This is a genomic window from Lysobacter yananisis (assembly GCF_031199375.1).
In the GTDB taxonomy this organism is placed as follows: domain Bacteria; phylum Pseudomonadota; class Gammaproteobacteria; order Xanthomonadales; family Xanthomonadaceae; genus Lysobacter; species Lysobacter yananisis.
On record NZ_CP133568.1, the window covers coordinates 598,696 to 614,470 of the forward strand.

Sequence of the window (15,775 nt, forward strand, 5' to 3'; positions counted from 1 at the left end):
GCGGCAGCGCGCGCATCGCGAACGGATTCGCGCTGGGTCGGCGAATCGCGCGCGGCGCGCGGCATCGGGCGGCCCTCGCCCGCGCGCGAGGGTCCGCGCTGCGCACGCGCCGCGATCGCCGCGGCGCGCGGCGCCGCAGGGGACGACACGCAATCCGATTCACCGAGCCGCCGCCGCGGCGCGGCGCGCCCGTTCGCGCCGCGCGCGCCGGCACCACCGTGCCGCGACGGCACGCTTCATGCCACAGGGGTTCCGCATGGACATTTCCGCTCCCAAATCCGCGCCCGCCATCGCGCGCCCGCGCAACGCGCTGGCGCTGTGCCTGGCCCTGGCCGCGCCCGGCGCGGCGCTGGCCCAGGACGCCGGCGCCGAGCGCGCCGCCGCGCCGCCGGTGCTGGCGCTCATGCAGCGCTCCACCGACGCGCCGCAAACCGCGCAGAAGCTGCTCACCGCCGAGGGCGCGCGGCCGCTGGACACGCGCGAGGCGCGGCTCGAACTGGTCGTCGACACGACCACCTCGCAGATCTGGAACCCGGGCACCTCGCGCTACGACACCGTCGAACTGCGTTCCTACAAGAGCCCCGGCACCGACCCGGCGATTCCCTTCGTCGCGCCGACCGTGGTCACCGCGCCGGGCGAAACCGTGCGCATCGCGCTCAAGAACGACCTCAAGCCCGAACCCGACTGCGCCCAGCCCAGCCTCAACACGCCGCACTGCTTCAACTCCACCAACCTGCATTCGCACGGCCTGTGGGTGAGCCCGACCGGCAACAGCGACAACGTGCTGCTGACCCTGCGCCCGGGCGTGGCGTTCGAGTACGAGTACAACCTGCCGGCCGACCATCCCGCCGGGACGTTCTGGTACCACCCGCACCTGCACGGCTCGACCGCGCTGCAGGTCTCCAGCGGCATGGCCGGCGCGCTGCTGGTGCGCGGCCAGCGCCTGCCCTCGCCGACCCGCAACGGCGATCTCGACACCCTGCTGCGCGACGCCTCGGCGGAGCAGCCGATGCCCGAGCGCCTGCTGATGTTCCAGCAGGTCGCCTACGCCTGCCGCAACGGCGAGGGCAAGATCAAGACCGCCGCCGACGGCCGCTGGATCTGCGATCCGGGCGACGTCGGCCGGATCGACAACTACGAAGACCAGTTCGGCTTCGGCACCTGGCAGAAGTCCGGGCGCTACACCAGCGTCAACGGCGTGGTCCTGCCGACCTTCTCCGGCCTTCAGGCCGGGCGGCTGGAGCGCTGGCGGCTGCTGCACGCCGGCGTGCGCGACACCGTCAACCTGCAACTGCGCGAACTGCGCAGCCGCGCGTCCTCGCCGGTGGGGCTGGCCGGCGACGCGCTGGAGACCTGGGTCGGCAAGAACTGCACCGGCGAGGTGCTGAGCCAGTTCGAAGTCGCCGCCGACGGCCTCACCCACGGGCAGATCATCGAGAAGCGCGAGAACGTGCTGCAGCCGGGCTACCGCAGCGACGTGCTGGTGGCGTTCCCCCGGCCCGGCCGCTACTGCGTGATCGACGCGGCCGCGCCGGCCAGCGCCAGCGTCACCCAGGCCGCCGAGGACCGCCAGTTGCTCGGCATCGCCGAAGTCAGCGGCTTCGCCGAGCAGATCGGCACGCGCGCCCTGATCGCGCGCCAGCTCGGCGCCTCGGCCCAGCGCAACATGCCCGCCGACGTGCAGCAACGGGTGCTCGCCGATCTGGACAACGGCCTGCGCCTGAGCGCGTTCGTGCCGCATCGCGACATCCCCAAGGACGAAGTGAACGGCCAGCAATCGCTGTTCTTCAACATCACCGACGACGACCAGTACCAGGTCGACGGCAACTCCTACGCGCCGACCCAGGCGCGCGACCTGGTGCTCGGCCGCACCGAGGAATGGACGCTGACCTCCAAGCGCGGCGGCCATCCCTTCCACATCCACGTCAATCCGTTCCAGGTGGTGGCGATCTACGACCCCAAGGGCAACGACGTCAGCCAGAGCGGCGAGGCCTCCGACCCGCAGTACGCCAACCTGCGCGGCACCTGGAAGGACACCTTGTTCGTCAAGCAGGGCTACAACGTGGTGATCCGCACCCGCTACGAGCGCTACATCGGCGAATACGTCCTGCACTGCCACATACTCGACCACGAGGACCGCGGCATGATGCAGAACGTGCGCATGCTGGTGCCCGACGGCAAGGGCGGCGGGATTCCGGCCAACGCGCACCATTGACCGCGGTGTGCGGCCAGGCTCCGCCGCGCGCGGAGCCTGGCCGGCGCGGGGCCCGATCGGGGCGAAAAATCCACGATTTATCCAGCGATTCGCGCCGCCGCTTGCCCGCGCCCGCGGTTTGATCCATACCGAGCCGACGCACGCAGGACGCCCCGGATGCCTTTCCGCCTTCGCCCAGCCTGTACCGCTTCCGGCCGAACCGCCCCGGCGCTGGCCTGCGCATTGAGCATCGTGTTGTTGAGCGCCTGCGCCGCGGCCGGTCCGGCCAAGGTGTCCGTCAAGGAGTCCAGGATGAATCCTTCCGACGAATCTCCCGGCCACAAGGCCGACGCCGAAGCCGTCGGCGAAACCGTGTTGAAACTGCTCGCCGACCTGGGCGCGCGCGAGCAGCTCAGCGCGGAACGGATCGAGCGCGACACCGGCTGGAGCCTGCGACGCTCCGAAAACAGCGCCCGCACCGGCGCTTCGCTCGGGCCGGATTGGGGTTACTCGCTCGAACTGCTGGTGCCGGCCGGCTCGCAGCGCCCGCAATTGCGCTTCGAATACCGGCGCAAGCGCGAGGACGCCGACGCCAGCGCGATCTGCACTCCCGATTTCGAGCGCTACGCGAAGACCTTGGAAGGCTTGGGCTACCAGCGCAGCCCGATGACGGCCGAGCACGACCGGCCGCTGGGCTGGAGCTTCCAGCGTCCGCAGTTGTGGATCCGCATTTACACCCGCGCCGAATCCGACGACGCCTACGAGCACGAGTGCGTCAGCCTGATCACGGTCGAATAACGCCAGCGACGCAAGGAGGCAGCATGAGCGCCGAACCCATCGGAACGGGGTTGCGCGCACGCCTGGACGAGTTCGCGCGCCAACCGGGCGTCACCGCGGAAGCCGCGCGCAACCTGGAGGCGGCGATCGTCCGTTCGCCGGCGCTGACCCGGCAATTGAACGCGGCGGCCGACAGCCGCGAGCTGCGGCATTTCGAACTCAAGAGCGACGCCCATGCCGGCGGCAGCGCCGCCCACCGCCGCGCCGGCGTCGCGATGCAGGACGCGCTGCGCACGCCGGTGGAGGAATCGAGCCGGCAGGCGTCGGCGCTGCCGCGCGAAACGCCGACGCCCGCGCCGGTGCAGAGCGAAACCCAGACCCCATCGCAGCCGCAGCCCGCGCACCGCTGAGCGGTGCCGCCGCGGCGGCGGCGCTCAACGCTTGCCGCGGCTCTCGAAGGTGGCGACGTCCTCGTGCAGGATCCGCCGCAGTTCGGCGATCGCCTGCGGCGTCTCCTGCACGCTGTGGCCGGACGCGATCGCCTTCTCCGACACCGCGCCGTCCATGTGCGCGCTGGGGTACGGCACCACGCCGTCGTCGGACTGCGCCAGCGGCAGTTTCGGGTCGCGCTGGGCGACGATGACGTGGTACGGCAGGCCCGGTTCGATGGACAGGTCGCGGGTCGCGTGCATGAAGCGCGAGTTCGGGCTGAGATCGTCGGGCCCGGTCGGCGGCTTGCCCTTGCGCAGGCCGATGCGCTCCAGGTCGGATTCGCTGACGTCGTAGCGCTGGATCAGTTCGGCGGTTTCGCGCAGCACGTCCAGCGGCAACCGGATCAGCTTGCGCACCATCCGCAGCGGCCAGCCGTCGGTGACCACCGCGCCGCGCTGCGGCGAGGCCATGAACACCGCGCGGCCGAACTGCGGCATCGGCTGGAACACGGTCAACTGGCGCAGCAACGGGTCCTTGCGCACGCGCGCGATCAGCGCCGGGTCCAAGCCTTCGAGCATCGCGTCGGCGACGTGGCCGCCGCTGTCGCTGAGCAGCAGCCGCCCGATCACCCCGCCCATGCTGTGGCCGACCAGCACCGCGTCGTGGCTGGCGACGTCGTCGCCCTGCGGGTCGTAGTGGCGGAAGGTCTGCTGCAGCGCCGATGCGATCGCCGCGCGATTGGACAGCATGTCGATGTTGGTCGGATAGAACACTTGCCACAGCTGGTAGCGGCGGCGCAGGGATTCGTCGCCGAGCAGTTCGTTGGCGAGGTTGACCCAGGCCTCCGGACTGCTGGCCAGGCCGTGGATCAGCACGATCACGCGCTTGTCGGGATCGTAGGGCTGGTTGAGGTAGACGCGCGGCTTGAACGCGCGCGCCTGCTTGGGCCGCAGCAGGCTCGACAGGCTCAGCCGCGCCAGTTCCGAACGCGCGAGCCAGATGCCGTACGCGGCCGAGTAGTTCGCCGCCAGCGGCACCTTGCGCCCGGCGATGGTCTCGCTGTCGATGCGGTAGGGGTTGTACACATCCAACTGCGCGCGGCGGCTGGCGAGCACGCCGTCCAGGCCCTCGCCGTCGAAGCGCAGGGTCACCGTCACCGGCAGGTAGCGGGTGTCGCGGTAGGGCGCGTCGTTGCGGACGCCGGCGGTCGGGCGCCGGCGCGGCGCGTTCGCGAACGTGTACGACGCGGCCGGCGAAGTAGCGTTCGCGGCGGCGGCGTTCGCGGACGCCGCGCTTTCGGAATCGGCCGCGGCCGACTCGGCGCTCGCGGACGCGGCATCGGCGCCGTGGCGCGGCGGGAACACCGCGACCAGCGCGGTGCCGAAGCCGTCGCGGCGGTACACCGCGCGCAGGTTGGCGAAGCCGAGCGTGTCCGACGCCAGCAGCGCCTGCGGGTCCTGGCGGATGTCGGCCGGGTCGTAGCCGTGCAGCACCGCGCCGAGTTCCAGCCCGCCGACGTCCAGCGTCGCCGCCTCGGCCTTGCCGGCGCTGGCCGCGAACGCGGCCTGGGCGATGGCCTCGACCGCGCGGTTGTAGTACTGCAGCACCTGCTGCTGGCGCGCCTCGAACACGCGCTGCTCCGGCGTGCGCGCGGTCGCGAACAGATAAGCGTAGGCGTAGCGCGCGGTGGCGACCGCGGCGCGGGTGCGCGGGTCGGCGGCGGCGACATCGGCCGGCACCTGCGCGATCTCGGCCGCGGCCTGGCGCGAACGCTTGAACGCGCCGGCTTCGGCGCTGCGCTCCACCGTCGCCGGCAATGCGTTCATGCGTAGCAACTGCAGTTCGGCCGACGTCGCCAGCCACTCCTCGGCCGAGCTCAGCGGACGCAGTTGCGCGATGCACGGATCGGGATCGCGCGCGCAGGCGGCCGGATCGAGCCCGGCGGAATTGAGCGCGGTGGACGAGGCGATGCTGAGCCGTCCGCCGCTGAGCGCATCGACGTTGCGCTCGGCGGCGATGTCGCCGAACGCGCGCTCCTTGACCTTGACCACGGCGCAACCGCTGCCGCCCAGCAGCAACAGGCCCGCCAACAAGCCGACTAGAACGCGCATGTCCGATCCGCAGGGGGAATACCGTTGGCATTGTCGAGCGCGGCCGAGCCGGCGTAAATACCGGCCCGCCGCGCGCCTCCGCGCGGGTCGGCCGGGACGCTGCCCGCCGCGACTCCCCGATCCTTCGATCCCGCGCGCACGAGGCGCCCGCATGCATCCATCCGAATTTTCCGCCGAATCCGGCGCGCCCGACCCGCACGTGCAGCACATCGACTGCAGCAACGACGCCGCCTTCGTCCTGCGCTTCGTCGTCCAGCGCCTCGACGGCGGCCGCGCGATCAGCCAGAGCCATCGCGTCGGCCCGTTCCACTCCGGCCAGACCCGCCGCGTCGACCTGAGCGCACTGCGCTTCCACGGCCAGCCGCTCGAGGTCGGCGACCGGGTGCGGCTGCGGGTCGGCGCGGTCGGCGGCGTGCGCCGCAACGGTCCCGACGTGGCTTACGCGCCCAACGGCGAAACCGCCGTCTTCAGCGTTCGCGGCACCACGCTGGCGTTTTCGATCGGCCAAGCCTGAGCGGCGCGCGGCGCGGCCGCGGCGGCGCGGGCCCGAGGCATAAAAAAACCCCGCCTCGCGGCGGGGTTTTTCGGTTCGCTACGGCGAACGGCCGGATCAGAAGTCCATGCCGCCCATGCCGCCCATGCCGCCGCCGCCCGGCATCGCCGGCTCTTCCTTCTTCGGCAGCTCGGCGACCATCGCTTCGGTCGTGATCATCAGACCGGCGATCGACGCGGCGTTCTGCAGCGCGGTGCGGGTGACCTTGGTCGGATCCAGGATGCCGGCCTCGATCATGTCGACGTACTCGCCGGTGGCGGCGTTGTAGCCGTAGGCGCCCTTGCCTTCGATGACCTTGTTGAGGATGACCGACGGCTCTTCGCCGGCGTTGGTCACGATCTCGCGCAGCGGCGCTTCCATCGCGCGCAGGGCGATGGCGATGCCGTGGTTCTGGTCTTCGTTGATGCCCTTCAGACCGCCGATCGCGGCCTTGGCGCGGATCAGCGCGACGCCGCCGCCCGGGACGATGCCTTCTTCCACGGCAGCGCGGGTGGCGTGCAGCGCGTCTTCGACGCGGGCCTTCTTTTCCTTCATCTCGACTTCGGTGGCGGCGCCGACCTTGATCACCGCGACGCCGCCGGCGAGCTTGGCCACGCGCTCCTGCAGCTTCTCGCGGTCGTAGTCCGAAGAGGTCTCTTCGATCTGCGCCTTGATCTGCTTGATGCGCGCCTCGATGCCCGAGCTCTCGCCCGCGCCGTCGATGATGGTGGTGTTTTCCTTCGAGACCTGGATCTTCTTGGCGCGGCCCAGATCCTTGATGGTCGCCTTCTCGAGCTGCAGGCCGACTTCCTCGGAGATCACGGTGCCGCCGGTCAGGACGGCCATGTCTTCCAGCATCGCCTTGCGGCGGTCGCCGAAGCCCGGAGCCTTGACCGCGCAGACCTTGACGATGCCGCGGATGGTGTTGACGACCAGGGTCGCCAGCGCTTCGCCTTCGACTTCCTCGGCGACGATCAGCAGCGGCTTGCCGGCCTTGGCGACGCCTTCCAGCACCGGCAGCAGGTCGCGCACGTTGGAGATCTTCTTGTCGTGCAGCAGGATGAACGGATCGTCCAGCTCGGCCTGCATCGACTGCTGGTTGTTGATGAAGTACGGCGACAGGTAGCCGCGGTCGAACTGCATGCCCTCGACCACGTCGAGCTCGTTCTCCAGGCCCGAGCCGTCTTCGACGGTGATGACGCCTTCCTTGCCGACCTTGTCCATCGCCTGCGCGATGAGGTCGCCGATGTTGGTGTCGGAGTTGGCCGAGATCGCGCCGACCTGGGCGATTTCCTTCGAGGTCGAGGACGGCTTGGACAGCTTCTTCAGCTCGACCACGGCCTCGGTCACGGCCTTGTCGATGCCGCGCTTGAGGTCCATCGGGTTCATGCCGGCGGCGACCGCCTTCATGCCTTCGCGAATCAGCGCCTGGGCCAGCACGGTCGCGGTGGTGGTGCCGTCGCCGGCGTTGTCGGAGGTCTTGGAAGCGACTTCCTTGACCATCTGCGCGCCCATGTTCTCGAACTTGTCGGCCAGCTCGATCTCCTTGGCGACGGACACGCCGTCCTTGGTGATCGTCGGCGCGCCGAAGCTCTTCTCGAGCACGACGTTGCGGCCCTTCGGACCGAGGGTGGCCTTGACGGCGTTGGCGAGCACGTTGACGCCGCGCACCATCTTGGCGCGGGCGTCTTCACCGAAACGAATTTCTTTGGCAGCCATTGTTGCGAACTCCGGGAATAGGGAATGAGGAACTAGGGGATGGCGAGAGCGGCGGGCGGGAGGGGCGGATCGGACGTCGGCGCAAGCGCTCTACGCTTCCCGATGCCCCGTTGCCGGCTCTCAGCCCACGATCGCCAGGACGTCGTCTTCGCGCAGGACCTTGTACTCGATGCCGTCCTGCTTGTAGCTGCTGCCGGCGTACTGGCCGTAGATGACCTTGTCGCCGACCTTCAGCTGCGGCGCGCGCACGCTGCCGTTGTCGAGCGCCTTGCCCGGGCCGACGGCGACGACTTCGCCCTTGGTCGACTTTTCCTTGGCGGCGTCGGGGATGATGATCCCGCCGGCCGAGACTTCATCGGCTTCGATCGGCTTGACGACAACGCGGTCGTGGAGCGGCTTGAGATTCATGGCGACCTCTGTAAGTAATTGAATTGGCGGGTAAAGAACGGGAATTTTAGCAGTCGTACCAGGCGAGTGCCAATGCCGGGGACGAAAGCGCCCGGCGAACCGGGACCTGACCGGAGATAGGGCGCCCCGAACGGCTTTCAAGGGGGAGCGCGACGAATCCTGCATCGGAACGGTGACAGCGGTCGGTCCGCGGGGCCGGCCGGCGGCGCTGGGAGGGCCTTCGGGCCGGAAGCGGCTGAGGAAGGCCTTCAGGCCCCGGAGCGGTTGCAGGAAGGCTCTTGAGACCCCGGGGCTGTGTGGGAGGGCCTTCAGGCCCGACGCTTTTGTGCCAGATCGCCCGACCGGACCGAAAAGCGTCGGGCCTGAAGGCCCTCCCACAACAGCCGGGCTCAGTCCGCCGTTGCGTCCTCGCGCCCCTGCAGGTAGCGGGTCGGCGCTGCGCCCAGGTGGCGGCGAAACATCGCGGTGAACGCGCTGACGCTGTCGTAGCCGCAGGCCAGCGCCACCGCGGTGACCGCCTCGCCGGCGGCCAGCCGCTCCAGCGCCCGCAACAGCCGGGCGCGCTGCCGCCACTGCAGCAGGCTGTAGCCGGTCTGCGCGGCGAAAAGCCGGGTCAGGCTGCGCTCGGACAGGTGCGCGAGGCCGGCCCAGGCGGCCAGGCCGCGCGGATCGTCCGGCGCGTCGGCCAAGGCGCGGGCGACCCGCAGCAGGCGCGGGTCCTGCGGCATCGGCAGGCCGAGCCGGCCGCCGTCCTCGCCGCCGGCGGCCAGGGCGATCTCGTCGATCAGCACCCGCGCCAGCCGCGCCTGCGCCGGGTCCAGCGGCGCGCCGGCCGGCCAGCCGGCCGCGCGCGCCACCGCCTCGCGCAGCAGCGGCGACACCGCCAGCGCGCACGGCTGCGCCGGTAGCGCCGCGCATTCGGCTTCGGCCACGTACACGCTCCAGCCGCTGAAGGCCGCGCCGTGCGAGCGCAACGAATGCGGCTGGTGCGGCGGCACCCAGACCGCGTCGCTGGCCGGCACCAGCCAGCGGCCGCGGCCGGTGCCGACGCTGAGCAGGCCGCGGTCGGCGCCGAGCAACTGGCCGCGCGCGTGGCGATGTTCGGGCGTCTCGCGCACGCCCGGCGCGCGCAGGCGCGCGGCGAGCAGGAACGGCGCATCGGCGGCGTCCAGGCGTTCGCGCGCGAGCAGGGGATCGGACATGGCCGGAACGCGATAGCGGATGGCCGGGGCAACGTAGCAGAGCCGGCGCGCGCGGCCCAGCATGGACGCACCGATCCGGCCGACCCGCCCGACTCCTCGGCGGCGGCCTCCGGACGTCGGATTACCGCAGTTTTGTTCGGCCTTACTTTCAGACCTTTCCATCCCAAGGAGTCCCTATGCGCGCCGAAGATGTCCTTCCCGACCAGCAGAACGAAGTCCGCCTCGGCGACGTCCTCGCCCGCAAGGGCTCGGTCGCCGCGTTCCTCGCCAACGCGCGCGTGCTCGCCGACCCGGCCGCCGGCGCCGAAGCGCGCGCGCAGGCCGAGCGCGACACCCGCGAACTGCTGCCGGCGCTGCGCGCGCTGGGCTTGTTCGACGTGCTGGAAATCCGCGACGCCGGCGTACGCGACTGGGTCCGCGCACACTTGGCCGCGCTGCCGCCGAAGCCCCTGTAGGAGCGGCGCGAGCCGCGACCGCGACACCGCACATACGACGCAAACCCGCCGCCGCGAGGTAGCAGCCTGCGCAGCGCCTGCATCCGCGTCATTGCGGCCAGCGCGCAAGTCCCGCGCTTCCGTCGCGCAAGCGCCTACACTGTCGCGACCCCGCCCCCCGCCAGGTCCCGCCATGTCGATCGCCTCGCCCGCCCGCATCGCCGCCTCGCTCGCCGAACTGTGGTCGCCGCGGGTGGTGGCCGAAGTCGACGACGCCTACGTCAAGGTCGCGCGCGTGCACGGCACCTTGGCCTGGCACAGCCACGCCGACGAGGACGAGTTGTTCTACGTGCTCAAAGGCCGGCTGCGGATCGAGATGGAGTCGCGCACGGTCGAGCTCGGCGAAGGCGAGCTGTTCGTGGTGCCCAAGGGCGTGCGCCACAACCCGGTGGCCGACGAGGAATGCCACCTGCTGTTGATCGAGCGCAAGAGCACCCAGCACACCGGCGAAGAGGTCACCGACAAGACCCGTTCGCTGGCCGAGCAGTTGCGGCCGGTGGAGTGAGGCAGTGTCGCGGCGGAGCGGAAAGCGTCGGGCCTGAAGGCCCTCCCACAGCAGCTAGTGCATCGCTACTGCCGCGCTTGTGGGATAGCTTTTGTGGGAGGGCCTTCAGGCCCGACGCTTTCCGCTCCGCCGCCATGCATCCAACCAACGCCCAAAAAGAAAGAGCGCGTCCCGTGGAACGCGCTCTTTGGTGCGGAGATGGCTGTCCTGAGCATGGCGATCCTGCGCCCTTTCCCCCGAACCGACGTCGTGTCGTAAGCCGACGTCCGTATCAGCGTGGGGCCATCTTCCGGGCTCCTTTTTGCGCTTGCCACCCGTCGGCCCCGCGGAACGCGCTACTTTCGGTAGCTCGAACACTTGTTCTATCCGCCAAGCGCTTGTAAAGATTGAACCGCCTTACGCACGACGACAACGAAAGCGCACAGGCTGCGGCGTCTATCGCTCACCCGGTGAACAGTGGTAGCAAGTGCGGAAAAACCCCTGAAATTTTGCGCAGGAGGTCACATGACGCCACAGCAGCGCATCCGCCTGGCCCGCCGCCACGCCGGCCTGTCCCAGGCCGCCCTGGGCACCGCGGTCGGGGTGCAACGCAGCGCGGTCGGACACTGGGAGTCGGCCCAGGGCAAGTTTCCCAGCGTTACCCACCTGCGCGAAGTCGCGCTGGCCACCGGCGTGCAGTTCGAATGGCTGGCCACCGGCCGCGGCCGCATGAACCTGTCGCAGGACACCGCGATGGACTCGGTCGCCGCCGCCGACGCGCTGTTGGTCGAGGACGCGCTGGAACTGCGCCTGCTCGCGGCGTTCCGCGAAGCGCCGGCGCGGGCGCGGGTGCCGCTGGTGGAGATCGCCGAGCAACTGGCGCAGTCGCGCACCGGCCGCAGCCGCGCGCTGGGCAAGGCGCGCGGCGGGACGTGACCGCCGGCGGCCGCGGGATGTGCCGCAGTTCGCAGCCGGATGCGCGATTGCGCGAACCCGGTCGCGATTTTTTCGTGCGGATGTGACCGCCCTCCTCGGGCGCTGTCACAAACCCCGACTAGACTCGCAGGCGCGCGCCCTGGGGAGGGCGCCGAACTTCCCCGATCCGCCCGGCCGCACCTGCCCGCGGCCGCGCGCGCGACGCCAATCACAAGGAGCCGTTTGATGCGCAAGTCCGTTGCTGGTCGTCCTCTCGCTTCCTCGCGCGCGCGCATTGCGCGCCGCGCCGGGTTGCTGTCCGTCGCGATCGCCTCGCTGCTGCCGACGATGGCGCCGGCGGCGGTGTTCATCAACGAATTCCACTACGACGACGCCACCGCCGCCGGCGACGTCGGCGAGCGCATCGAGGTCGTGGCCACCGCCGGCGAGACCCTCAGCGACTACCGCATCGTGCTCTACAACGGCGCCACTCCGGGCGCGGCGACGATGTACGACAACGACCTGGTGCCGGCCGGCAGCGCGGTGACCTGCGGCGGCAGCGCGCGCATCGCCACCCTGACCTACCCGACCAACGGCCTGCAGAACGGTCCCAACGACGGCATGGCGCTGGTCGACGGCGCCGGCAACGTGGTCCAGTTCCTGAGCTACGAAGGCCAGATCACCGCCGCCGACGGCCCGGCCAAGGGCAAGACCAGCGTCAACCTGCCGGTGTCCGAATCCGGCTCCACCGCCGCCGGCACCTCGCTGCAGCTCGGCGGCAACGGCAGCGCCTACGCCAACTTCGGCTGGCGCGCCTCGGCGACGCAGACCTTCGGCGCCTGCAACAGCGGCCAGACCTTCGCCGGCACCCAGCCCAACACCCCGCCGAGCGTGACCTCGACCGTGCCGACCGCGGGCGCGACCAACTTCCCGGCCGCGGGCGACCTGTCGGTCAACTTCAGCGAAGCGGTGAGCCTGGCCGCCGGCGCGCTGACCCTGCAGTGCGCGACCACCGGCGCGGTGACGCTGGCCTATCCGTCCAGCGGCACCGCCGTGACCGCCTCCACCGGCACCGCGCTGCACGCGGGCGAGGCCTGCACCTTCACCGTGGTGGCGAGCAAGGTGACCGACGGCGGCGGCGCCAACCCGGCCGCGAACACGGTGGTGAACTTCACCGTCGCCAGCGGCGGCGGCACGCCGACCGGCTATTACCAGCACGTCAACACCTCCAGCCCGAGCCAGCTGCGCTGCTCGCTGCACGCCACGATCAAGGGCCACACGGTCTATCCGTACAGCGGCGGCACCACCAACACCTGGACCATCCTGGAGATCGCCGACGAGGATCCCAACAACTCCGGCCGCATCCTCGACGCGTACCGCAACCGCAGCTACGTCAAGGTCACCGAGCGTGCCGGCAGCGGCAGCGGCCTGCGCTACAACCGCGAGCACACCTGGCCGAACTCGCTGGGCTTCGGCTCGACCACCGGCAACAAGGGCCTGCCGAACGCGCCGTACACCGACACCCACATGCTGTACCTGACCGACTCGGCCTACAACGCCGACCGCGGCAACAAGCCGCTGGCGAACTGCTCCAAGACCAGCGGCTGCGGCGAGCGCGTCACCGAGGTCAACAACGGCACCGGCGGCGGCAGCGGCGTGTACCCGGGCAACTCCAACTGGTTCAAGACGCCCGACGGCAACGGCGGTTCGTTCGAGGTGTGGAGCCCGCGCAAGGGCGACATCGCCCGCGCGGTGCTGTACATGGCGATCCGCTACGAAGGCGGCAACGATCCCAACACCGGGCAGGGCGAACCGGACCTGGAGCTGACCGACGACCGCAGCAAGATCGTCGTCACCTCGTCCTCGCCGGCCTACATGGGCCTGCTCAGCACCCTGCTGCAGTGGCACCAGGCCGATCCGCCGGATGCGGCGGAGAAGGCGCGCAACGAAGTGATCTTCAGCTTCCAGGGCAACCGCAACCCGTTCGTCGATCATCCCGAGTGGGCGACTTCGGCGCTGTTCACCTCGACCAAGCCGGCGAGCTGCCAGCTGATTCCGTGATCGCGTCGTAACCGCTGCATGCGAAGGCCCGCGCGATGCGGGCCTTCGCTTTTTCGGGGCTGCGGAAATCTTGGCTTCGATGCGGGCCCGCTTTCTGTGGGAGGGCCTTCAGGCCCGATGCTCGTCGCTCAGGTCGCCGCGACCTGAAACAAAAGCATCGGGCCTGAAGGCCCTCCCACAAAAGCGAAGAGCATCGGGCCCAAAGGCCCTCCCACAGAAGCGGAAGGCATCGGGCCTGAAGGCCCTCCTACAACAGCCGAAGCCGCGGCCGCGCCGCCGCTCAATCGAACAGCACCACCGGCTTGCCGAAGCCGCGCCGGTCGGCGATCGAGGCGATCGCTTCGGCGCCGCGCTCGAACGCGAAGCGCTCGCCGACCGCCGGCGCGATGCCGCGCGCGTCCACTTCGTCGAGGAACGCGCGCAAGTCGCGCAGGCTGCCGACGCTGACGCCGTGGATGTTGAGCTGGCGCGCCATGATCGGCCCGATCAGGTTGCCGTCCACGTTCATGCTGTCGAGGAAGCCGATCACCGCGATGTGCGCGTTGTCGGCCGCTGCGTTCAACAGGTTCAGGAACTGCGGCCCGCCGACCACGTCGACGATGCCGTCGACGCCGCGGCCGCCGGTGAGGCCGCGCACCGCCGCGGCGAGGTCGGGCGTGTTGCGGTAATCGATCACCGCGCGCGCACCGAGTTCGCGCAGCCGCTGCGCCTTGGCCGCGTCGCCGCTGGTGGCGATCACGTCCAGCCCGCGCGCCGCGGCCAGTTGCAGCGCCATCAGCGAGACGCTGCCGCTGCCCTGCACCAGCACGCTGGCGCCGGGCGCGAGTTCGAGCGTGCGCAGCGCGCTCCACGCGGTCAGGCCCGACACCGGCAGGGTCGCGGCGGACGCGTCGTCGAGCGCGGCCGGCACCCGCGCGATCGCGTCGGCCGGCAGCACGATCCAGCGCGCCAGCCAGCCGTCGAGCGGGCCGCCGAGCTTGCTGAGGTGGTTGGCCGAGCGGAACGGTCCGTCCAGCCAGGCGGTGGTGTAGTGGCCCAGGACCCGCTCGCCGACCGTCCAGCCGGCGACGCCGGCGCCGAGCGCGTCGATGCGGCCGACGCCGTCGGACAGCGGCACGAACGGGCGCGGCAGGTCGGCCTGGTAGCGGCCGGTGGCGAGGGCGTAGTCGCGGTAGTTGACCGAGGCGGCGGCGACGCGGACACGCACCTGGCCCGGGCCGGGCCGCGGTTCGGGCTGTTCGACCCGGCGCAGGGAATCGAGGGTGGTGCCGTGCAGTTGGAAGGCGTCCATGACGGGCTCCGCAGGGATGGGGTCGGGACGCACAGGCTATTGTTGCCGTCCCCGCCGATATAGGATCGGCGCGACAACTGATCATTGAGCCGATCTCAATAATGTCCGCCGGCCTGTACTCCGAGCTCGAAGCCTTCGACGCGGTTCTGCGCCACGGCAGCTTCACCGCCGCCGCGCGCCAGCTCGAACTGACCCCGGGCGCGATCACCCGCCGGCTCAATGCGCTGGAGGCGCGGCTCGGGGTCAAGCTGCTCAACCGCTCGACCCGCCGGCTGAGCCTGACCGAGGCCGGCCGCGACTATCACGCCGAAGTGGCGCCGGCGCTGGCGCAGATCCTCGCCGCCGGCGAGCGCGCCCGCGACCGCGCCGCGCAGCCGCGCGGCGAGTTGCGGGTGTCGCTGCCGATGAACTTCGGCCGCCTGTACGTGATGCCGCACCTGGGCGAATTCCTCGCCCGGCATCCGGGGATCGAGCTGGACGTGCAGTTCGACGACCGCTTCGTCGATTTGATCGGCGAAGGCTTCGACTGCGCGATCCGGATCGGCGCGCTGGCCGATTCGCGCCTGATCGCGCGGCGCATCGCCCAGACCCGGCGCATCCTGGTCGCCGCGCCGCAGTACCTGGCCCGGCGCGGGATGCCGACCGCGCCGGCCCAGCTGAGCGAGCACGACTGCCTGCACTACACCCTGTTCCGCGGCAACGCCAGCTGGGAATTCCACGGCCGCGGCGAGCCGCTGCGGATCCCGGTGCGCGGCCGGCTGCGCGCGAACTACGGCGCGCCGCTGGTGGATGCGGCGCTGCGCGGCGAAGGCATCCTGCAGACCGCGACGTTCGCGGTGGCGCAGGAGCTGGCCGCGGGCCGGCTGGTGGAAGTGCTGCCGGACTGGAGCCTGTTGCCGATCGGCATCCACGCGGTGTATCCGGGGCGCGAGTACCGGCCGCGCAAGGTCGAGGCCTTCGTGGCCTTCCTCGAAAGCATCGTCGGCGCGCCGGCGGTGTGGGACCGGCTGCTGGACGGCGCGGCCCGCGCCGACGCCGGCGCCGCCGGCCCGGCGCCCGCGGTTTGAGCGCGGCCCCGCGCCCACGGCCTGCCGGCCGTTACCTGTCGATACGAACCCGCCCCGCCTCCTCATTCCGTTTTAGCGCGGTTTGCTG

15 protein-coding genes are annotated in these 15,775 nt (G+C 70.9%); 10 read left to right on the plus strand and 5 right to left on the minus strand.

Features of this window, described 5'->3' with window-relative positions:
• Positions 1 to 256: 256 nt before the first annotated feature.
• The 3 genes from RDV84_RS02570 (at position 257) to RDV84_RS02580 (ending at position 3,381) form a co-directional block, all read left to right on the plus strand.
• Positions 257 to 2,215, plus strand: a complete 1,959-nt coding sequence (locus RDV84_RS02570; RefSeq protein WP_309152352.1) for a multicopper oxidase family protein — start codon at positions 257 to 259, stop codon at positions 2,213 to 2,215.
• Between the two features lie 291 nt (positions 2,216 to 2,506).
• Positions 2,507 to 2,992, plus strand: coding sequence for a hypothetical protein (locus RDV84_RS02575; RefSeq protein ID WP_309152353.1), 486 nt, complete (start codon positions 2,507 to 2,509; stop codon positions 2,990 to 2,992).
• Between the two features lie 23 nt (positions 2,993 to 3,015).
• Positions 3,016 to 3,381, plus strand: coding sequence for a hypothetical protein (locus tag RDV84_RS02580; protein WP_309152354.1), 366 nt, complete (start codon positions 3,016 to 3,018; stop codon positions 3,379 to 3,381).
• Positions 3,382 to 3,405: 24 nt separating this feature from the next.
• Here RDV84_RS02580 and RDV84_RS02585 read toward each other — a convergent pair whose 3' ends face one another.
• Positions 3,406 to 5,514: an esterase/lipase family protein gene (locus RDV84_RS02585; protein WP_309152355.1), complete on the minus strand. Its 2,109-nt coding sequence runs from the start codon at positions 5,512 to 5,514 to the stop codon at positions 3,406 to 3,408.
• A 151-nt stretch (positions 5,515 to 5,665) separates the two neighbouring features.
• Between RDV84_RS02585 and RDV84_RS02590 the strand changes: the two genes are divergently transcribed.
• Positions 5,666 to 6,028 carry a hypothetical protein gene (locus tag RDV84_RS02590; protein ID WP_078998498.1) on the plus strand — a complete coding sequence of 121 codons (363 nt, stop codon included), beginning with the start codon at positions 5,666 to 5,668 and terminating at the stop codon, positions 6,026 to 6,028.
• Between the two features lie 96 nt (positions 6,029 to 6,124).
• Here RDV84_RS02590 and groL read toward each other — a convergent pair whose 3' ends face one another.
• The 3 genes from groL to RDV84_RS02605 form a co-directional block, all read right to left on the minus strand.
• Positions 6,125 to 7,765, minus strand: coding sequence for a chaperonin GroEL (gene groL / locus RDV84_RS02595; protein ID WP_078998496.1), 1,641 nt, complete (start codon positions 7,763 to 7,765; stop codon positions 6,125 to 6,127).
• Positions 7,766 to 7,885: 120 nt separating this feature from the next.
• Complete coding sequence (locus RDV84_RS02600) at positions 7,886 to 8,173, minus strand: co-chaperone GroES (RefSeq protein WP_057946296.1); 288 nt, start codon at positions 8,171 to 8,173, stop codon at positions 7,886 to 7,888.
• Positions 8,174 to 8,562: 389 nt separating this feature from the next.
• The gene (locus tag RDV84_RS02605; protein ID WP_309152356.1) at positions 8,563 to 9,375 is read right to left on the minus strand and encodes an AraC family transcriptional regulator; all 813 of its coding nucleotides are present in this window, start codon (positions 9,373 to 9,375) and stop codon (positions 8,563 to 8,565) included.
• 176 nt (positions 9,376 to 9,551) lie between these two features.
• Between RDV84_RS02605 and RDV84_RS02610 the strand changes: the two genes are divergently transcribed.
• From RDV84_RS02610 to RDV84_RS25795, 5 genes are all read left to right on the plus strand, one after another.
• Entirely contained in the window at positions 9,552 to 9,830 is a 279-nt protein-coding gene (locus RDV84_RS02610) for a hypothetical protein (protein ID WP_309152357.1), read from the plus strand.
• A 172-nt stretch (positions 9,831 to 10,002) separates the two neighbouring features.
• The gene (locus tag RDV84_RS02615) at positions 10,003 to 10,374 is read left to right on the plus strand and encodes a cupin domain-containing protein (protein WP_057946294.1); all 372 of its coding nucleotides are present in this window, start codon (positions 10,003 to 10,005) and stop codon (positions 10,372 to 10,374) included.
• A 504-nt stretch (positions 10,375 to 10,878) separates the two neighbouring features.
• Positions 10,879 to 11,289 carry a helix-turn-helix transcriptional regulator gene (locus tag RDV84_RS02620; RefSeq protein ID WP_057946293.1) on the plus strand — a complete coding sequence of 137 codons (411 nt, stop codon included), beginning with the start codon at positions 10,879 to 10,881 and terminating at the stop codon, positions 11,287 to 11,289.
• A 327-nt stretch (positions 11,290 to 11,616) separates the two neighbouring features.
• Positions 11,617 to 13,329: an endonuclease gene (locus RDV84_RS02625; protein ID WP_309153672.1), complete on the plus strand. Its 1,713-nt coding sequence runs from the start codon at positions 11,617 to 11,619 to the stop codon at positions 13,327 to 13,329.
• Positions 13,330 to 13,347: 18 nt separating this feature from the next.
• Positions 13,348 to 13,476 carry a DUF6053 domain-containing protein gene (locus RDV84_RS25795; protein ID WP_425606318.1) on the plus strand — a complete coding sequence of 43 codons (129 nt, stop codon included), beginning with the start codon at positions 13,348 to 13,350 and terminating at the stop codon, positions 13,474 to 13,476.
• A 133-nt stretch (positions 13,477 to 13,609) separates the two neighbouring features.
• Here RDV84_RS25795 and RDV84_RS02630 read toward each other — a convergent pair whose 3' ends face one another.
• Entirely contained in the window at positions 13,610 to 14,620 is a 1,011-nt protein-coding gene (locus tag RDV84_RS02630; protein WP_309152358.1) for a zinc-dependent alcohol dehydrogenase family protein, read from the minus strand.
• 101 nt (positions 14,621 to 14,721) lie between these two features.
• Between RDV84_RS02630 and RDV84_RS02635 the strand changes: the two genes are divergently transcribed.
• Entirely contained in the window at positions 14,722 to 15,687 is a 966-nt protein-coding gene (locus tag RDV84_RS02635; RefSeq protein WP_309152359.1) for a LysR family transcriptional regulator, read from the plus strand.
• Positions 15,688 to 15,775 lie beyond the last annotated feature (88 nt).

Excerpts from the sequence above, each read along its gene's own strand:
- RDV84_RS02570 (WP_309152352.1), top strand. The coding sequence starts at position 257 with ATGGACATTTCCGCTCCCAAATCCGCGCCCGCCATCGCGCGCCCGCGC.
- RDV84_RS02610 (WP_309152357.1), top strand. The coding sequence starts at position 9,552 with ATGCGCGCCGAAGATGTCCTTCCCGACCAGCAGAACGAAGTCCGCCTC.
- RDV84_RS02605 (WP_309152356.1), bottom strand. The coding sequence starts at position 9,375 with ATGTCCGATCCCCTGCTCGCGCGCGAACGCCTGGACGCCGCCGATGCG.
- groL (WP_078998496.1), bottom strand. The coding sequence starts at position 7,765 with ATGGCTGCCAAAGAAATTCGTTTCGGTGAAGACGCCCGCGCCAAGATG.
- RDV84_RS02615 (WP_057946294.1), top strand. The coding sequence starts at position 10,003 with ATGTCGATCGCCTCGCCCGCCCGCATCGCCGCCTCGCTCGCCGAACTG.
- RDV84_RS02580 (WP_309152354.1), top strand. The coding sequence starts at position 3,016 with ATGAGCGCCGAACCCATCGGAACGGGGTTGCGCGCACGCCTGGACGAG.
- RDV84_RS02620 (WP_057946293.1), top strand. The coding sequence starts at position 10,879 with ATGACGCCACAGCAGCGCATCCGCCTGGCCCGCCGCCACGCCGGCCTG.
- RDV84_RS02625 (WP_309153672.1), top strand. The coding sequence starts at position 11,617 with ATGGCGCCGGCGGCGGTGTTCATCAACGAATTCCACTACGACGACGCC.
- RDV84_RS02585 (WP_309152355.1), bottom strand. The coding sequence starts at position 5,514 with ATGCGCGTTCTAGTCGGCTTGTTGGCGGGCCTGTTGCTGCTGGGCGGC.
- RDV84_RS02590 (WP_078998498.1), top strand. The coding sequence starts at position 5,666 with ATGCATCCATCCGAATTTTCCGCCGAATCCGGCGCGCCCGACCCGCAC.
- RDV84_RS02635 (WP_309152359.1), top strand. The coding sequence starts at position 14,722 with ATGTCCGCCGGCCTGTACTCCGAGCTCGAAGCCTTCGACGCGGTTCTG.
- RDV84_RS25795 (WP_425606318.1), top strand. The coding sequence starts at position 13,348 with ATGCGAAGGCCCGCGCGATGCGGGCCTTCGCTTTTTCGGGGCTGCGGA.
- RDV84_RS02600 (WP_057946296.1), bottom strand. The coding sequence starts at position 8,173 with ATGAATCTCAAGCCGCTCCACGACCGCGTTGTCGTCAAGCCGATCGAA.
- RDV84_RS02630 (WP_309152358.1), bottom strand. The coding sequence starts at position 14,620 with ATGGACGCCTTCCAACTGCACGGCACCACCCTCGATTCCCTGCGCCGG.
- RDV84_RS02575 (WP_309152353.1), top strand. The coding sequence starts at position 2,507 with ATGAATCCTTCCGACGAATCTCCCGGCCACAAGGCCGACGCCGAAGCC.